Source organism: Cellulomonas hominis, assembly GCF_901521055.1.
In the GTDB taxonomy this organism is placed as follows: domain Bacteria; phylum Actinomycetota; class Actinomycetes; order Actinomycetales; family Cellulomonadaceae; genus Cellulomonas; species Cellulomonas endometrii.
On the sequence record NZ_CABEGA010000070.1, the window covers coordinates 1 to 17,305 of the forward strand.

Sequence of the window (17,305 nt, forward strand, 5' to 3'; positions counted from 1 at the left end):
GGGGCGGGGTCGGATGTGTATAAGGGACAGACCGTGCGCGCCGCGGGCGTCGCGGAGGGCCGCCCCGGAGGCCGTGATGTCGTCGGGGCGGCGCTCCGCGACGGCCGCGAGGCGCAGGATCCGCTGGACGGCCTCGTCGGCGCTGGGGCAGTCCAGCAGCTCGCCGGCGAGCAGCGGCACGCAGCGCAGCGACCCGTCGAACAGGTCCAGCACGCCGTCGCTGAACGTCACGAGCAGGTCACCCGGGGCGAGGTGGGTCTCGCCGAGGTCGCGGTGCGCCTCGTCGGTGACGCCCAGCGGCAGCCCGAGCGCGTCGAGCCGCTCCCACGTGCCGTCGGCCCGCACGACGAGCGTGAGCCCGTGCCCGGCGTCGGCGTAGGTGACGCGGCCGGTCGCGGGGTCGAGGCGCGCGTGGAACGCGGTGGCGAACAGCCCGGAGTCGGAGAGGTCGGCGTGCAGGACGGCGCCGGCGTGCAGCATCGCCCGGTCGACGTCCTCGCCGTGGGCGGAGCCGCGGAGCACCGCGCGCACGGCGGCGGCGAGGATGGCGGCCGCGGGGCCCTTGCCCATGACGTCGGCCAGCGTGAGCACCACGCCGTCGCCGGCCGGGTACCAGTCGTAGAAGTCGCCGCCGACCGCGCGGGACGGCAGGCACGACCCGGCGAGCTCGTAGCCGTCGACGCTCGGGGTGTCGCGGGGGAGCAGGCCCATCTGGACCTGCTGCGCCCGGTCGAGCTCGGCGTCGACGGACAGCTCCTTGGCGACCCAGTGGGCCAGGTCGCGGAGCAGCGCGGACTGGTCGGCGGTGAACCGGCGCGGCCGGGTGTCGGCGATGCAGAGCGTGCCGAGGCGGCGGCCGTCGGGCCCGACCAGCGGGTGCTCGGCGTAGAACCGGAGCTGCGCGGCGGGCCCGCGGTCCTCGATCACCGCGATGTCGCAGTGCTGCGGCTCGGCGGTGGGCAGGGCCGGCGCGGGACGCACCTCGGCGGGGGCGGCCGCGGGCAGGGGTGGGACGTGCGCCGACTCGCCGGCGCCGATCAGCGACACCGTCGCGGTCGGGACGTCGAACAGCTGGCGCGCGAGCCGGACCACCCGGTCGAAGCGGGGCTCGGGGGCGGAGGTGACGGCGCCGAGGCGCTCGAGGGCGGCGAGGCGCCGGTCCAGGCCCTGCGGGACCGGGGCGGCGGCGTCCGGGGTCGTCGGGGACGCCGGGGTCGACGGGTCGGTCCCCCGCGGGGCGGGCAGCGGGGTGGACGTCACCGATGTGCCCACCGGTCACCTCCGCACGTCCCGCGGCCACCACCGTCCCGGGTGGCCTCTCACCCCTTGTTCATCGGCATCCTGGGCCGCGGGATGAGCGCCTGTGGCGGGGTTCACGGCCGGGCGGCCCCGAGCACCGCGTCGCGCGCCAGGAGCAGCGCGCCGCGGACGGGCGCGGTGGGGCCGAGCTCGCCCGCCACGACGTCGACGACCGCACCGGACGTGACCGCGGTGCGCTCCGCCAGCACCTCCCGCAGCGGGTCCAGCAGCAGGCCCCCGGCCGCCGCGAGCGTGCCGCCGACGACCAGCACGTCCGGGTCCAGCACGGTGCACACCGACGCGAGGGCGGTGCCGAGGTGCCGCCCCACGTCGGACAGCACGCGGCGGCAGCCGGGGTCGCCTGCCGCCGCGCGCTCCAGCACGTCCGCGACGCTCAGCGGGCCGTGGCTCGCGAGCAGCAGGTCCCGCACGGCGGCAGACCCGGCGAACACCTGCAGGCAGCCGCGGTTGCCGCAGGAGCACACCGGGCCGTCGGGGTCGATGGTCAGGTGCCCGAGCTCCCCGGCGGTCCCGGTGCGGCCGTGCACGACGTCGCCGCCCGCGACGATGCCCCCGGACACCCCCTCGCCGAGCGCGACGTGCACGACCGTCGCGCAGCCGCGGCCGGCCCCGAGCCGCGCCTCCGCGAGCGCGCCGAGGTTCCCGTCGTTGTCGAACACAACGGGCACCCCCGGCGCGGGCGCGAACAGCGCCGGGTCGGCGATCGCCTCGCCCCAGCCGGTCCGCACGCCCGAGCCCGCGACGCGGCCGGTGCGGACCTCCACGGGCGCGGGGACGCCGACCCCGACGGCCGCGACGGACGCCGGGTCGGTGCCGGTGTCGCGCAGCAGCCGGTCGAGCAGCGCGCGGGCCTCCTCGACCGCGTGCTCGGCCCGGTGCCCGCCGGGCAGCGGCACCACGTCGAGCACCGGCGCGCCGTCGCCCAGGTCCAGCGCGACGCGCACCTCGTCGAGGTAGCAGTGCACGCCGGCGAGCGCGCCGCCCGGCGTGGCCAGCGACACCGACCGGGCGCGCCGCCCGGAGCGGGTGACCGTGGTGACCCGCACGAGGCCGTCCGCCTCCAGGGCGGCGACGGCGGCGGACACGGTGGCGGGGGACAGCCCGGTCGCGGCGCACAGCTCGACCTGCGTCACCCCGTCCGTCCGCCGGAGCGCGGCCACGAGCAGCGCCCGGCTGTCCCGCGCCGCGCGCCCGCCGCCCGGTGCCCCCCGTCGGTTCACGGGCGCGCGGCGAACCGCTCGAGCAGCTCGGCGTGGCCGGACACGACCAGCAGGTCGTTCGCCGCGATCCGCGTCTCCGGCGTCGCGTACACGAAGTCGATGCCCGGGCTCTTCACCCCGATGACGGTGACGCCGTACTTCTCCCGGATCCGGGACTGCCCGACCGTGAACCCCTGGGTCTCGCGCGGCGGCTTCATCTTGACGATGGTGAAGCCGTCCTCGACCTCGATGTAGTCGAGCATCTTCCCCGACACCAGGTGCGCGACCCGCGACCCGGCGTCGGCCTCGGGCAGCACGACGTGGTGCGCGCCGATGCGCTGCAGGATGCGGGCGTGCTCGGCGCTGATCGCCTTGGACCAGATCTGCGGCGTGCCGATGTCGACCAGGTTGCCGGTGATGAGCACCGACGCCTCGAGGTACGAGCCGACGCCGACCACGGCGACGGAGAAGTCGCGCGCGCCGAGCTGCTCGAGCGCCTGCGGGTTGGTGCAGTCGGCCTCGACCAGGGGGATCCGGCCGGTCCACTGCGCCACCAGCTCGGGGTCCCGCTCGACGGCCAGCACGTCCTGGCCGAGGCGGTCGAGCGTCGCGGCGATGGCCGAGCCGAACCGGCCGAGGCCGATCACGAGGACGCCCGCGTCGCGCTTCGGGGCCTTGCCGCGCGGTGCGCCGTCCCCGCGGCGGTCCTGCTCGCCGCGGCGGGCGTCCCGGCCGGCGTTCGTCAGGTCATCCAATGATCGGCCTCTCCTCGGGCAGCCGGATGACCCGACGACGGCTGCGCAGCGCGAGGGCCGCGGCCAGCGTCATCGTGCCGGTCCGGCCGATGAACATCAGGACGGTGAGCACGTACTTGGCGGCGTCGGGCAGGTGCGGCGACGAGGTCAGCCCCGTGGACAGCCCGACGGTCGCGAAGGCCGAGATCACCTCGAACAGCACGACGTCCAGCGTCTCACCGGTGATGGCGAGCAGCAGCAGGCTGGTCACGAGGACGATGGTCGCGCTCACCAGGGACACGGCGATGGCGACCTGCAGCGCCTCGCGCGGGATGCGGCGGCCGAAGGCCTCGACGTCCCGGTCGCCGCGGGCCTCGGCCACGATGGCCAGCAGCATGACCGCGAGCGTCGTGACCTTGATGCCGCCCGCGGTGGACGCGGACCCGCCGCCGACGAACATCAGCGCGTCGTTGAGCAGCCAGGTGCCCTCGTGCATGTCCCCGACGTCGACCGTGGAGAACCCGCCGGAGCGCGGCATGACGCCGGCGAACAGGGCCGCGAGGATCGTCTCGTTCCAGCCGATGCCGCCCAGCGTCCGGGGGTTGGTCCACTCGAACGCGGCGACGATCACGGACCCGAACACGACGAGCGCCGCGGACGTCGTCAGCGTCAGCTTGGAGTGCAGGCTCCACCGCTGCGGCCGGCGCCAGGTGCGCGCGATGTTGAGGATCACCGGGAACCCGAGGGACCCGATGAACACGCCGATGATGATCGGCAGCAGGATCCACCAGTCGGCCGCGAACGGCTCCAGGCCCTCCTCGGTGGGGATGAAGCCCGCGTTGTTGAACGCCGACACCGCGTAGAAGACGCCGTGCCAGACGGCCTCGCCCCAGTCCTCGCCGAGCATGCGGAACCGGGGGACCAGCACGAGCGCGATCGCGACCTCGAGCGCCGTCGACGTCACGATGACGGTGCGGACCAGCGAGCCGACCTCCCCGAGCCGGGTCTCCTTGGTCTCCGAGCTGACCAGGAGCTTCTGCGTCAGCCCCATCCGCCGGGACACCGCGAGGCCGAGGATCGACGCCAGCGTCATGACGCCGAGGCCGCCGATCTTGATCGCCACCAGGATCGCCACCTGGCCGGCCGTCGACCAGTAGGTGCCGGTCGGCACGGTCACGAGCCCGGTGACGCAGACCGCGGACGTCGCGGTGAAGAGCGCGTCGACGAACGGCGCCCGCTCGCCGGAGGCCGTCGCCCACGGCATGGACAGCAGCCCGGTGAACACGGCGACGACCGACGCGAACACCCCGATCGCGAGCCGGGCGGGGGACTGGCGGGCCAGGCGGTCGACGAGCTCGCGGCCCGCCCACACCACCCCGGGGACACCCCCTGCCATCGAGCCTCCCGCCCTGCTCGTCGCGCCGCGCGCGGTCTCGTGCCGGCCCGCGCGACGGTGGACGCGCAGGGGGCACCACTCTGGCACGGCGGCGGTGACGCGGCCGGTCAGCGACTACGGTGTGGTCATGACCGGGGGCGTGCGCGTGGTGTGGACGCCGGAGCTCCTGGGATACGACTTCGGACCCGGTCACCCGATGGCGCCGCTGCGGCTCGACCTGACGGTGCGGCTCGCCCGGTCGCTCGGCCTGCTGGACCTCCCGGGCGTCGAGGTGGTGGGCGCCGAGCCCGCGACCGACGCGCAGATCGAGACCGCCCACGAGGCCGCGTACGTCACCGCGGTGCGCCGGGCGTCCGACGGCGGTGCCGGGGACCCGGCGCGCGGCATCGGCACCGAGGACGACCCGGTGTTCCCGCACATGCACGAGGCCGCCGCCCGGATCGTCGCCGGCAGCCGCGAGGCGGCCCTGGCCGTCTGGGAGGGCCGCTCCGAGCACGCGGTGAACCTGACGGGCGGCATGCACCACGCGATGCCGGGAGCGGCGTCGGGGTTCTGCGTCTACAACGACGCCGCCGTCGCCATCCGGGCGCTGCTCGCGGCCGGCGCGCAGCGGGTGGCGTACGTCGACATCGACGCCCACCACGGCGACGGCGTGCAGCGGGCGTTCTGGGACGACCCGCGCGTGCTGACGGTGTCCGTGCACGAGAGCGGCGCGACCCTGTTCCCCGGCACGGGCTACCCGGACGAGACGGGCGGGCCCGGCGCCCCCGGCTCGGCGGTGAACCTGGCGCTGCCGTCGCACACCCAGGACGGCGCCTGGCTGCGGGCCATCGACGCCGTCGTGCCGCCGGTGGTGCGCGCGTTCGCGCCCGACGTGCTCGTCACGCAGCACGGCTGCGACGCGCACGTCGAGGACCCGATCGCGAACCTCGACGTCTCCGTCGACGCCGAGCGGCTCGCGTCGTCGTGGCTGCACGACCTGGCGCACGAGGTCGCGGGCGGCCGCTGGGTGGCCCTCGGCGGCGGGGGGTACGCCGTGGTGGACGTGGTGCCGCGCGCGTGGACGCACCTGCTGGCGATCGCCGCGCACCACCCGCTGGACCCGTCGACCCGGATGCCGGAGGAGTGGCGCGCGCAGGTCGTCGAGCTCTACGGCCGGGCCGGGCCGGGCACCATGTCCGACGGCGCGGACCTCGTGTGGCGGCCCTGGTCGAGCGGGTTCGACCCCGCGGACGACGTGGACCGGGCGATCCGCGCCACCCGCTCGGCGACCTTCCCGCCGCTGGGCCTGGACCCGCTCCACGACTGAGGCTGCACCCCCTCGGGTGGTCCCACCCGTCTCCCCTTTCACACCAGCCTCAGCAGGCTCTAAGGTGGCGACGCGGCAGCTGTGCCGAACCAGTCCCGCGCCCGGCCCGCCGCGCGCGCACGAACGAGAAGAGCGGCCATGACCAGCGAGCAGCCCGGACGCGTCCGGTTCCTCACCGTGGCCGAGGTCGCCGAGGTCATGCGGGTCTCGAAGATGACCGTGTACCGGCTGCTGCACTCGGGCGAGATGCCCGCCGTGCGCGTCGGACGCTCCTTCCGGGTGCCGCAGGACGCGCTCGACCACTACCTGGCGACCGCGCGGCTCGACCTGGTCGACACGGACGGGGCGGCCGACGACGAGGGCGGCCGGGGGGCCGGACGCCTGTCCTCCTGACCCGCGCGTCGCGGGCGACCTCCTGCATCGCGTAGGGTGGGGCCGGACTTTCCCGTGCGTGGGCGTTCCTCGGGGGTCGGGCCGACGAAGTTCGGACCGCCCTCCCCCGGCTGGTCGTGCCGCGCGTCGATCGACCACAACCGGCGGACGCGACGAGCGCTCGCCACCGGAAGCGAGTGAGGACCCATGGGCTCCGTCATCAAGAAGCGCCGCAAGCGCATGGCGAAGAAGAAGCACCGCAAGCTGCTGCGCAAGACGCGCCACCAGCGTCGTAACAAGAAGTGACGACCGCCGCGCGAGCGGCGTCGTGGAAGGGCCCGGCACGGTGTGCCGGGCCCTTCGTCGTTCCCGGGGGGCGTCGCCGGCGCGTCCGCGTGCGCCGGCGGGCCCCCGGGTGGATTGTCATGTCTTGACGGACTTGTCCCGTCCTGATTCACTGCCGCACGGTTCTTCAACGATGAAAAGCCCCGGTGCACGCACCGGAGCAGGCGGGAGGTCGAGGATGATCTCAGGAGTTCGCGGGGGTCCGGGCGACGCGGTGCTGAGCCGCAGGTCCGTGCTCCGCGGGGCAGCGGTCGGGGCCGGCGCGATCGCCGGCACCTGGGCCCTGAGCGGGTGCGGGGGTGATGCCGCGGCCTCGACCCAGACGCGCATCCAGCTCTGGCACCTGTTCACCGGCGGTGACGGCGGCATCTTCCAGCAGATGCTGACCGAGGTCCAGGACGAGAACCCCGCGGTCGGCATCGACCCCGTGGTGCTCACCTGGGGCGCCCCCTACTACACGAAGCTCGTCATGGCCTCGGTCGGCGGTCGCTCGCCGGACCTGGCCGTCATGCACCTCACCCGGGTGGCCGGCTGGGTGCCGGGCGGCGTCCTGGACCCCTGGGACCTGGACCTGCTCGCCGAGCACGGTGTCACGGAGGAGATGTTCCCGCCGGCCCTGTGGGAGCGCGCGAACATCGACGGCGAGCTCTGGGCGGTGCCGCTCGACTTCCACGCGTTCCTGCTGTTCTTCGACCGGGGGCTCGCCGACCAGGCCGGGCTGCTCGGGTCCGACGGGAAGCTCGTCGGGGTGGACTCCCCGGAGGGCTTCGTCGAGGCCGGGCGCGCGATGGCCGAGGTCACCGGGTACGCCGGCGTCGGCTACGGGTACACCGGTGACGGCGCGCAGATGTCCCGCATGCTGTGGGGCCTGTACGCGCAGACCGGGTCCGAGGTCGTGCTCGAGCCCGGCAGACCCGCCGAGGTCGACCGCGACGCCATGGTCGAGGTCGTCAGCTGGGTGCAGTCCTGGCTCGACGACACCGTCGCCATCGCCAACAGCGACTACCCCTCGGCGGTGGCGAACTTCTCCACCGGCCGGGTGGGCATGTGCTTCAACGGCAACTGGGAGCTGCAGTCGTTCCTGACGGCCGGGGTCGACGTCGACGCGATGCCGATGCCGACGATCTTCGGCCAGCCCGCCACCTACGGCGACTCGCACGTGTTCGTCCTGCCGCACCAGGTCAACGTCGACCCGGAGCGTCGCGAGGCGGCCTACGCCACCGTCGCGGCGATGCTGCAGAAGTCGCTCCTGTGGTCCGACGGCGGGCACATCCCCGCGAACCGCGAGGTCACCGAGTCGGCGGAGTACAAGGAGAAGGTGCCGCAGTCGCACTACGCGGAGGCCAGCGAGCAGGCGGTGTTCGACCCGCAGGCGTGGTTCACCGGCTCCGGCTCCGACTTCCAGGCGCGCGTCGGGGAGGCGCTCCAGGGCGCCTGGCTCGACAAGTCGTCTCCCGAGGAGGCAGTCGACCGGCTCATCGCCGCGCTCGACAACGCCCTCCAGACCAAGCCGCCGGCGTGACGGAGGGATCGCAGCCATGAGCACTGTCACCACACCGTCCCAGTCCCAGGCGACATCCGTCCCGCCGCGGGACCCCGGCCTGCCGGGCCGCGCCCGCCGCGGGCGCAGCCGCCGCGAGGGCAACGGCTGGGCGTTCGTCATCCCGTTCCTGGTCGTCGCCGTGCTGTTCCTGGTCGTGCCGACGCTCTGGGGGCTCGGGCTGAGCTTCACCGAGCAGTCCCTGATGGGCAACGGCGGCTGGGTCGGCCTCGACAACTACGCCGAGGCCTTCAGCGACGCCACCATGTGGTCCACCCTGGGCCACACGCTCGCGTTCACCCTGATGAGCACCGTCCCGCTCGTGCTGGTCGCGCTCGTCATGGCCCTGCTCGTCTACACCGGCCTGCCGGGGCAGTGGGCCTGGCGGCTCGCGTTCTTCGCCCCGTACATGCTTCCGGTGGCCGTCGTCGTGCAGATCTTCGTCTGGCTCTACCAGCCCGAGATCGGCTTCTTCAACTACTGGCTCGACCGGTTCGGCCTCGAGAAGGTCGGCTGGCTGACGGACCAGAACGTCGCCATGTGGTCGATGGTGCTCATGACCGTGTGGTGGACCGTGGGGTTCAACTTCCTGCTCTACCTGTCGGCCATGCAGGCGATCCCCGACGAGATGTACGAGGCCGCCGCGCTGGACGGAGCGGGTGCCTGGCGCCGGCTGTTCTCCATCACGCTGCCGCAGCTGAGCGGCACCACGGTGCTGATCACGGTGCTGCAGGTGCTGGCGTCGCTCAAGATCTTCGACCAGATGTTCATCGCCTTCAACGGCGGGAGCGGACCGGGCGGCGTGACCAGACCGATCCTGCAGTACATCTACGACACCGGGTTCACCGGCTACCGCATGGGCTACGCGTCGGCCATGTCCTACATCTACTTCGCGATCATCATCCTGGTCGCCGTGCTGTTCCAGGTGATGACCACCGCTCGCCGGAAGGAGCAGCGCCGTGGCCGTTGACACCGTCGAGGCCCCCGTCGGGGTCCGTCGCGCCTACTCCGAGCGTCGCGCGGAGAACCGCCGCACCCGCGGCCTCGTGCTCGGTCGGAGCAAGACGGCGACCGTGCTGTCGATCATCCTGCTGGTGATCATGGCGATCACGTGGCTGCTGCCCCTGCTGTGGGCGGTGGACACGTCGTTCAAGACCGAGGCCCAGGCCCAGTCGGTGCCGCTGCAGTGGTTCCCCGACGGCGGCTTCACGCTCGAGAACTACCGCCTCGTCTTCGAGCGTGGCGAGGTGCCGCGCTGGATGGCCAACACCCTGCTGATCGCCGGCTCGGTGACGATCCTGACCGTCGCCGTCTGCGCGCTCGCCGGGTACGGGTTCGCCCGCACCAAGTTCCGCGGCAAGAACCTGCTGTTCGCGGCGACGATCGCGCTCATCGCGGTGCCCGGCCAGATCCTCATCGTCCCGCTGTTCCGGCAGATGGACGCGATCGGGGCGGTCGACACCTACCAGGGCGTGATCCTGCCGCAGCTGGTCGCGCCGGTGATGGTCTACATCTTCGCGAAGTTCTTCGCGGAGGTCCCGCAGGAGATCGAGGACGCGGCCCGCGTGGACGGGGCGGGGCACTGGCGGACCTTCTGGTCCATCGTGCTGCCGATCTCCCGGCCCATCGTGTCGGCAGTCGCGATCTTCGTGTTCATCGGCGCCTGGAACAACTTCCTGTGGCCGTTCATCGTCACCAACAACCCCGACCTCATGACGCTCCCGGTCGGTCTGTCGACGGTGAAGAACGCGTACGGCACCATCTACGCGCAGACCATGGCGTCGGCCGTGATCGCCGCGCTGCCGCTGATCCTGCTGTTCATGCTGTTCCAGCGGCAGATCGTCAAGGCCGTCGCGACGACCGGCCTCGGGGGACGCTGAGGGCCAGCCCTCGTACCGGGCGCCGTACCGCCGGCTCTACGCTGGCGGTGCGGTGCCCGGAGCGTCCGGCGCGCGCTCGACGACGCACGGCAGGCCTTCGGGCAGGAGGAGGCGGCAGTGGCCGGGAAGCGGCGCGGCGCGGGCGTGACCATGCACGACGTCGCGGCGATGGCGGGGGTCTCCATCAAGACCGTCTCCAACGTCATCAACGGCTACCCCTACATCCGCCCGGAGACCAAGGAGCGGGTCGAGCACGCCATCGCCGAGCTCGGCTACCGGGTGAACATCTCCGCCCGGAACCTGCGCCAGGGCCGCACGGGGATGATCGGGCTGGCAGTTCCGGAGCTGAGCCTGCCGTACTTCGCGGAGCTCGCCGACTCGGTGATCCGGGCGGCCGAGCCGCACGGGCTCATCGTGCTCATCGAGCAGACGAACGCCAGCCGGGAGCGCGAGCTCGAGGTGCTCACCAGCCAGCGCCGCCGGCTGACCGACGGGCTGATCTTCTCCCCGCTGGCCCTCGGGACCGAGGACCGCGCGCACTTCGCCGTCGACTACCCGATCGTCCTGCTGGGCGAGCGCATCTTCGGCGGCCCCGCGGACCACGTGACGATGAGCAACGTGGAGGCGGCGCGGGCCGCCACCCAGCACCTGATCGACTCCGGCCGCCGGCGGATCGCCGTGATCGGTGCGCACGAGGGCGAGACCGTCGGGTCCGCCGCCCTGCGCGTGCGCGGCTACGAGCAGGCGCTCGCGGACGCGGGGCTGCCGCTGGACCCCGCGCTGGTCGCCGAGGCCGGCCTGTGGCACCGGGCGACCGGCGCCGAGGCGATGGACCGGCTGCTGGACGCGGGTACGCCCTTCGACGCGGTGTTCGCCCTCAACGACGCCCTGGCGATCGGCGCCCTGCACGTGCTGCACGCGCGCGGCGTCTCGGTGCCCGACGAGGTCGCGGTGATCGGGTTCGACGACATCGAGGACGCCGCCTACGCGTCGCCGCCGCTGTCCTCCGTGGCGCCGGGGCGCGAGGAGATCGCGCGCACCGCCATCGAGCTGCTGCTCGCCCGCGTCGCCGGCACGGCCCCCGCCGAGCACGTCGAGGTGGTCACGGACTTCGAGGTCGTGGTGCGGGAGTCCACCGCCGGAGCCGGCGCGGGTGCCGGTGCGGGACGGGCGTCGGCGGCGGCGGAGAGCCGGCTGCTGGCCTGACCGCGGGGCGGGAGCCGGGCGGAGCCCGGCCGGGAATCCCGCGACGTGGTTGACGGTTCAACCACCCGTGACGCACGATCGAGGCGTCCGCGACCCGGGAGGACCCGCCATGACCGCCGTGCAGCTCGGCCTGGACACCTTCGGCGACGTGCCGGCCGACGACGCCGGCCGCGTGCTCACCCACCCCGAGGCGATCCGCCAGGTGCTCGACGAGGCGGTGCTCGCCGACCAGACCGGCGTCGACGTCATCGCGCTGGGGGAGCACCACCGGCCCGAGTACTCGATCTCCTCCCCGGAGACCGTGCTGGCCGGCATCGCCACCCGCACCTCCCGCATCACGCTGGCGTCCGGCGTCACCGTGCTCAGCTCCGACGACCCCGTGCGGGTGTTCCAGCGGTTCGCGACCGTGGACGCGCTGTCGCAGGGCCGCGCGCAGGTGATCCTCGGCCGCGGGTCGTTCACCGAGTCGTTCCCGCTGTTCGGGTACGACCTGGCCGACTACGACGTGCTGTTCGAGGAGAAGATCGACCTGTTCGCGCGGCTGCTGCGCGAGGAGCCCGTCACCTGGACCGGCACCACCCGCCCGGCGCTCGACGCGGCGGACGTGTTCCCGAAGACGGCGGGCGGGCTGGACACCTGGGTCGGCGTCGGCGGCTCCCCGCAGTCCGTGGTCCGGGCGGCGCGGTACGGGATGCCGCTCATGCTCGCGATCATCGGCGGCGAGCCCGAGCGGTTCCGCCCCTACGTCGACCTGTACCGGCGGGCCACGCAGCAGCTCGAGACGCCGACGGGCCCGGTCGGCATGCACTCGCCGGGGTTCGTCGCGGAGACCGACGAGCAGGCGCGCGAGATCTTCTTCCCGACCTACAAGCAGATGCGCGACACCATCGGGGCACTGCGCGGGTGGCCGCCGCTGCGCCGCGCGGAGTTCGACCACGAGGTCGAGCACGGGTCGCTCTACCTCGGCTCCCCGGAGACGGTCGCGCGGAAGATCGCCCGGTCGGTGCGGGCGCTCGACGTCAGCCGGTTCGACCTCATCTACACCGCCGGCCGCCAGCCGAGCAGCGCCCGGATGCGGTCGGTCGAGCTGTTCGGCACGCAGGTGGCACCCATGGTCCGGGACCTGCTGGCGGACGACGCCGGGGCCGCCGCGTGACCCCGGTGCGCACGCTCGGCATCCTGGGCGCCGGCAAGCTCGGCACCGTGCTCGCCCGGCTCGCCGTGGCGGCGGGGTACGAGGTGCTGGTCGCGGGCTCCGGGCACCCGGACCGGATCCGGCTGATCGTCGAGGTACTGGTGCCCGGGGCCGTCGCCACCACCGCGGCCGACGTCGCCGAGCGCGCGGACCTCGTGGTGCTCGCCCTGCCGCTGGGTCGCCTCGGGGAGGTCCCCGCCGCGCCGCTCGCCGGGAAGGTCGTGGCCGACGCCATGAACTACTGGTGGGAGGCCGACGGCGACCGCCCGGACCTCGCGGACCCGGCCGTCGCCACGAGCGCGCTGGTCGCCGAGGCGCTGCCGGGCGCCCGGGTGGTCAAGGCGTTCAACCACATGGGCTACCACGACCTCGACGAGGGTCCGCGTCCCGCGGGGGCGCCCGACCGGCGGGCGATCGCGGTCGCCGGCGACGACGACGCGACGGTCGCGCTGGTGTCCGACGTGGTCGAGAGCCTCGGGTTCGACGCGGTGGCCGCGGGGTCGCTCGCCGAGAGCGTCAGCCTGCAGCCGCACGCCGAGGCGTTCGGCGCGAACGAGGACGCCGCGACGCTCCGGGCGATGATCGACCGGTTCCCGGCCTCGGACCGCGGCCGCGTGGTCGCGCAGGCCCGCGCGGCGGCGAGCACCGGGGCGCGCTGACCCGCGTGCGTCCCCGCGCACTCACGGTGCGGAGTGGAGTGCACGGCCCGGCACGCGCGGCGTGTCCGGGCAGGGCGCTCCACTCTGCGGCGGGTGGAGCGTCAGGACCGTGCGTCGATCGCGTCCAGGCGGCGGTCGACCACCAGGCCCGTCAGCAGCAGCGCCACCGCGACCGCGCCCAGCGGCAGCAGCGCCGTGACGTGCCAGCCCACGAACGCGACGGCGCCGACCGTCACGAGCACCGCCAGGGACGTGCCGGGGGAGCTGGGCGGGGCCAGCAGCAGGAACCGCCAGGTCCGGCCGAACGGCTCGTCGTAGCGGCGCACGACCGGCAGGAACCACGCGCCGAGCACGAGCACCGCCGCGCCGAGCAGCAGCACCCCGGCGGCGGCGACGGCAGCCGCGCCGGTCGCCCCGGGACCGCCTGTCCCGGGGCCACCTGTCCCGGGGCCGCCGCCCCCCGCCAGCACCGGCAGCGCCAGCACGTCCGCGACCAGCGCGACCCCGGCGGCCAGCAGCGGGGCGCCCAGCCGGTTGACGCGCCGGAACCCGCCGCGGTACTCCGACCAGAACGCGCGCCAGGTCGAGGCGGGCGGGTCCCCGACGGTGGACGCGGCGAGCACGCCCTGCGCGGCGGCGAGTGCCGGCAGCACCCCGAGCAGCACGCCGCCCAGGAGCGTGCCGGCCGCCGCGAGCAGGTTCACGGCGACCACGCGCACCGCGACCCGCAGCCAGCGCATGATCGCGCCCGCCCAGCCGGGGACGTCCTCGCCGCCGTCGTGTACGGTCACGCGGGCCGGGACGGTGGCGGTCATCGCGCGTCCTCCGGGCCGTCGACGCGGGTCGCGACCGTGACCACGCCCCCGTCGAGCACCGCGCAGGACAGCGCGGGCCGGTCGCGCACGGCGTCCCAGGACGGGAAGGCCACCGCCTCGACCCGGGTGCCGTCCGGGCGGTGCCACGTGAACCGGCCGGCGCCGTGGGCGACGACCCCGCGCAGCCCGTCGGCCGTGACCGTACGCCGGGCGCTCGACGCGAGCACGGACGGGCGGTCGAAGGTCACGGCCTCCCACGTCCCGGCGAGCGCGGCCGCGTCCGCCGGCCACGCCACCGCACCGGCGTCCTGCCGAGGGCCCGAGCCCTCCCGTGCGCCCGCCCACGGCTGCGGCGACACCAGCGGCCAGCCGTCGGCGGTCCAGACCAGGCGCCGCACCTGCACGCGGTGCTGCGCCGGGTCGTCGGCGTCCCGCACGTGGTGCACCAGCAGGTGCCGCACGCCGCCGGGCTCGCCGGGCGCCGGCTCCGTGAGCACCGAGGCGTGGCCGGGTGCCAGCAGGCCGGGACCGCCGGCGAGCCGGTGCCCGCCGAGCACCGCCGTCCCGACGGACGCCGGGTCGCCCTCGAGGTCCGTCAGCGCGCGCCCGGCGGCGTCCCTGAACGGGCCGGTGACCAGGTCCCCCATGCCGACCCGCAGGTGGTAGCTGTCGAACAGGGAGTCGTACGACACGAGCAGCGCGTAGCCGCCGCCGGGCCGGGGCAGCACGAACGCGCCCTCGACCGCCCCGTCGACGCTGCGCGGCCGCACCGCCAGCAGCGTGCCCGGCCCGGACGTGGGGCCGGTCCCGGCGCCGGCGACGAACCCCGTCGCGGGGTCGACCTCCAGGGCGTGGATGCCGCCGAAGAACGACCCGTAGACCAGCCAGTGCCGGCCCGCGGCGTCGACCACGGCGTTCGCGTCGATGGCGTTCGGGCCGTCGGCGTCGTGCCGGCTCGTGACGACCAGCCCGCGGTCCCGCCACGGCCCGGCGGGGCGCGGTGCCGTCGCCAGCCCGATCGCGGAGGTCCGCGAGCCGAACGTCGAGGCGGAGTAGTACATCCGCCAGCGCGCGTCACCGGGCACGGCCACGGCGTCCGGCACCCGCACGACGTCGGGGGCCCACAGGCCCTCGGCGCCGCTCCAGGCGGCCGCGTCGGCGGGCACGGCGTCGAGCGCCCAGCCGTGGAACTCCCACGTCACCAGGTCGGTCGAGCGGCGGACCTGCACGCCGCCGCGGGGCAGCGGGCCGTCGCCGTACGCGTCGGTCGAGAACAGCCAGTACGTCCCGTCGTCGTCCCGCACCGCGGTGGGGTCGTGCGCGTGCCGGCCGCCCCAGGTCGACGTGTCCGGCCCGGTGGCCGGCGCGGTGGTCGTCATCCCTTGGCCCCCGTCAGTGCGACGGACTCGATGATCTGCCGCTGGAAGATCAGGAACACCACGAGCAGCGGCACCAGGGCCAGGAACGACGCCGCCATGATCAGCGGGTAGTCGCGCTGCGTGGCGTACTCGACGTTGAGGTTCGCGATCACCACCTGCAGCGTCTGCTTCGACTCCGTGTTCAGGTACAGGATCGGCCCGAGGTAGTCGTTCCAGATGGTCATGAACCAGAGGATGAACTGCGCCGCGACGGCCGGCCGGATCAGCGGGAAGATCATCCGCCCGAAGATCTGCAGGTACGAGGCACCGTCGATCTTCGCGGCCTCGACCATCGAGTCCGGGACGCTCGACAGGTACTGCCGCAGGAAGAAGATCATCACGATGTTCCCGAACAGCAGCGGCACGATCAGCGGGAGCAGGGTGTCGACCCAGCCGATCTTCGAGAACATGACGAACTGCGGGATCATCAGCGTCGGGTAGGGGATCATCAGGCCCGTCAGCAGGGCGATGAAGATCGCGTTCTTCGCGGGCAGCCGCATCTTCGCCAGCGCGAACGCCGCCAGCGACGACGTCACGGAGCCGACGACGGTGACGGTCCCGGCCACGACCACGCTGTTGCGGAAGCCGGACAGGATCGGCGTCTCGGTCCAGATGCGGGTGAACGTGTCCCACTGCGGCGGGTCCGGGATCCAGACGGGCGGCAGCGCGAACACGTCGCCCTTGGTCTTCAGCGCGGTGGTCGCCATCCACAGCAGCGGCGCGAGCATGACGACGGCGCCGAGCGCGAGCACGACGAACAGCACGGTGTTCACGACGCGGTTCTGCGCGGTGGTGCTCAGGGGGGTCTTGCGACTCATGGTGGCTCGGTGCCCCTTCAGTCGATGCTGAACGCGTTGCGCCGGTTCAGGCGGAACTGGACGACGGTGACGACGAGGACGATCAGCCCGAGCACGACGGACATCGCCGTGGCGTAGCCCATCTGCTGGTACTTGAACGCCTGCCGGACGATGTAGTAGACGATCGACGCGGAGCTGAACTCGGGCCCGCCGGTCGGCGTCATGATGTTGATCTCGGTGAAGATCTGGGACCCGGCGATGATGTTCGTGACGACCAGGAAGAACGTCACGGGCCGCACCATCGGCAGGGTGATGTACCGGAACCGGTGGTACCCGTTCGCGCCGTCCAGCGACGCCGCCTCGTAGAGCGACCGGGGCACGGACTGGATGGCCGCGAGGTACAGCAGCATCGAGTACCCGAGGCCCTTCCAGACCGCGAGGATGATGATCGCCGGCTTCACCGTGGCGGTGTCCTGCAGCCAGTTCGGGCCCTCGATCCCGAACCGGGCGAGCACCTGGTTCACGAGGCCGAAGTCGCCGTTGTAGGCGAACTGCCAGACGATCGCGATGGCCGCGAGCGACGAGATCACGGGCACGTAGTAGATGGTCCGGAACGCGGTCTGGCCGGGGATCTTCCGGTTCAGCGCGATGGCCAGGAGCAGTGCGAGCACCAGCCCGACCGGGATGCCGATCATGTAGAACGCGGTGTTCCACAGCGTCTGGCGGAAGTAGGGGTCGCTCAGCAGACGCGTGTAGTTCTCGAGGCCGATGAACCGGGGTGCGGTCAGGCCGTTCCACTGGGTCAGCGAGGCGTACAGCGCGTACAGCAGCGGGTAGAGCGTGAAGACGAGGAACCCGAGCACGGGCGCGGCGATGAACGCGGCGGCCCAGCGGTGCTCGGTGCGGTGCAGGCGGCGCATGGCCTGGCGCGCCTGCCGGTCCGGCGTGGTGCGTCCGGCCCGCCGGGTGCCGGGGGCGTCCGGCGGGGACGGGGCGAGCCCTGTTTCTTATACCCATTTCCGAGCCCCCGAGACCCTACGCTTACTTGCATTCCCACTTCCGCTACGGAAAAAAACCTGAGACGCCTTCGAACACAACGTACAATTTAACGCACAGCCCA

General features: G+C 73.6%; 17 protein-coding genes. 9 read left to right on the forward strand and 8 right to left on the reverse strand.

Annotated elements, in window-relative coordinates; translation table 11 throughout:
• From KJP73_RS16485 to KJP73_RS16500, 4 genes are all read right to left on the reverse strand, one after another.
• Nucleotides 1-1,272 (reverse strand): PP2C family protein-serine/threonine phosphatase (locus KJP73_RS16485; protein WP_249669473.1); only part of this gene is annotated, 1,272 nt, incomplete at its 3' end.
• 101 nt (nucleotides 1,273-1,373) lie between these two features.
• Nucleotides 1,374-2,540, reverse strand: a complete 1,167-nt coding sequence (locus KJP73_RS16490; RefSeq protein ID WP_213283970.1) for an ROK family transcriptional regulator — start codon at nucleotides 2,538-2,540, stop codon at nucleotides 1,374-1,376.
• Nucleotides 2,537-3,166: a potassium channel family protein gene (locus KJP73_RS16495; RefSeq protein WP_249669474.1), complete on the reverse strand. Its 630-nt coding sequence runs from the start codon at nucleotides 3,164-3,166 to the stop codon at nucleotides 2,537-2,539. Before KJP73_RS16495 ends, KJP73_RS16490 begins: the two co-directional genes overlap by 4 nt.
• Before the next feature lie 100 nt (nucleotides 3,167-3,266).
• Nucleotides 3,267-4,649, reverse strand: coding sequence for a TrkH family potassium uptake protein (locus tag KJP73_RS16500; protein ID WP_213283971.1), 1,383 nt, complete (start codon nucleotides 4,647-4,649; stop codon nucleotides 3,267-3,269).
• Nucleotides 4,650-4,776: 127 nt separating this feature from the next.
• Between KJP73_RS16500 and KJP73_RS16505 the strand changes: the two genes are divergently transcribed.
• The 9 genes from KJP73_RS16505 (at nucleotide 4,777) to KJP73_RS16545 (ending at nucleotide 13,155) form a co-directional block, all read left to right on the forward strand.
• Complete coding sequence (locus tag KJP73_RS16505; protein ID WP_213283972.1) at nucleotides 4,777-5,958, forward strand: acetoin utilization protein AcuC; 1,182 nt, start codon at nucleotides 4,777-4,779, stop codon at nucleotides 5,956-5,958.
• Between the two features lie 138 nt (nucleotides 5,959-6,096).
• Nucleotides 6,097-6,351: a helix-turn-helix domain-containing protein gene (locus tag KJP73_RS16510; protein WP_213283973.1), complete on the forward strand. Its 255-nt coding sequence runs from the start codon at nucleotides 6,097-6,099 to the stop codon at nucleotides 6,349-6,351.
• A gap of 186 nt (nucleotides 6,352-6,537) precedes the next feature.
• Nucleotides 6,538-6,636, forward strand: coding sequence for a 30S ribosomal protein bS22 (locus KJP73_RS16515; protein WP_003792170.1), 99 nt, complete (start codon nucleotides 6,538-6,540; stop codon nucleotides 6,634-6,636).
• 217 nt (nucleotides 6,637-6,853) lie between these two features.
• Nucleotides 6,854-8,197 carry an extracellular solute-binding protein gene (locus tag KJP73_RS16520; RefSeq protein WP_213283974.1) on the forward strand — a complete coding sequence of 448 codons (1,344 nt, stop codon included), beginning with the start codon at nucleotides 6,854-6,856 and terminating at the stop codon, nucleotides 8,195-8,197.
• A gap of 16 nt (nucleotides 8,198-8,213) precedes the next feature.
• Nucleotides 8,214-9,185, forward strand: coding sequence for a carbohydrate ABC transporter permease (locus KJP73_RS16525; RefSeq protein WP_213283975.1), 972 nt, complete (start codon nucleotides 8,214-8,216; stop codon nucleotides 9,183-9,185).
• Nucleotides 9,175-10,095, forward strand: a complete 921-nt coding sequence (locus tag KJP73_RS16530) for a carbohydrate ABC transporter permease (protein WP_213283976.1) — start codon at nucleotides 9,175-9,177, stop codon at nucleotides 10,093-10,095. The genes KJP73_RS16525 and KJP73_RS16530 overlap by 11 nt, the downstream gene beginning before the upstream one ends.
• A gap of 150 nt (nucleotides 10,096-10,245) precedes the next feature.
• Nucleotides 10,246-11,301 carry a LacI family DNA-binding transcriptional regulator gene (locus tag KJP73_RS16535; protein ID WP_213283985.1) on the forward strand — a complete coding sequence of 352 codons (1,056 nt, stop codon included), beginning with the start codon at nucleotides 10,246-10,248 and terminating at the stop codon, nucleotides 11,299-11,301.
• Nucleotides 11,302-11,410: 109 nt separating this feature from the next.
• Nucleotides 11,411-12,457: an LLM class flavin-dependent oxidoreductase gene (locus KJP73_RS16540; protein WP_213283977.1), complete on the forward strand. Its 1,047-nt coding sequence runs from the start codon at nucleotides 11,411-11,413 to the stop codon at nucleotides 12,455-12,457.
• A complete protein-coding gene (locus KJP73_RS16545; protein ID WP_213283978.1) occupies nucleotides 12,454-13,155 on the forward strand; it encodes an NADPH-dependent F420 reductase in 702 nt (233 codons plus the stop codon). The genes KJP73_RS16540 and KJP73_RS16545 overlap by 4 nt, the downstream gene beginning before the upstream one ends.
• A gap of 101 nt (nucleotides 13,156-13,256) precedes the next feature.
• On the opposite strand, the gene KJP73_RS16550 is transcribed toward KJP73_RS16545, so the two are convergent.
• From KJP73_RS16550 to KJP73_RS16565, 4 genes are read right to left on the reverse strand one after another with little or no spacing between them, the layout of a single operon-like run.
• The gene (locus tag KJP73_RS16550; protein WP_213283979.1) at nucleotides 13,257-13,970 is read right to left on the reverse strand and encodes a YesL family protein; all 714 of its coding nucleotides are present in this window, start codon (nucleotides 13,968-13,970) and stop codon (nucleotides 13,257-13,259) included.
• A complete protein-coding gene (locus KJP73_RS16555) occupies nucleotides 13,967-15,349 on the reverse strand; it encodes an arabinan endo-1,5-alpha-L-arabinosidase (RefSeq protein WP_213283980.1) in 1,383 nt (460 codons plus the stop codon). Before KJP73_RS16555 ends, KJP73_RS16550 begins: the two co-directional genes overlap by 4 nt.
• On the reverse strand, nucleotides 15,346-16,206 hold the full coding sequence (locus KJP73_RS16560) for a carbohydrate ABC transporter permease (RefSeq protein WP_213283981.1): 861 nt from the start codon (nucleotides 16,204-16,206) through the stop codon (nucleotides 15,346-15,348). The genes KJP73_RS16555 and KJP73_RS16560 overlap by 4 nt, the downstream gene beginning before the upstream one ends.
• Nucleotides 16,207-16,223: 17 nt before the next feature.
• Nucleotides 16,224-17,105: a carbohydrate ABC transporter permease gene (locus KJP73_RS16565; RefSeq protein WP_213283982.1), complete on the reverse strand. Its 882-nt coding sequence runs from the start codon at nucleotides 17,103-17,105 to the stop codon at nucleotides 16,224-16,226.
• Nucleotides 17,106-17,305 lie beyond the last annotated feature (200 nt).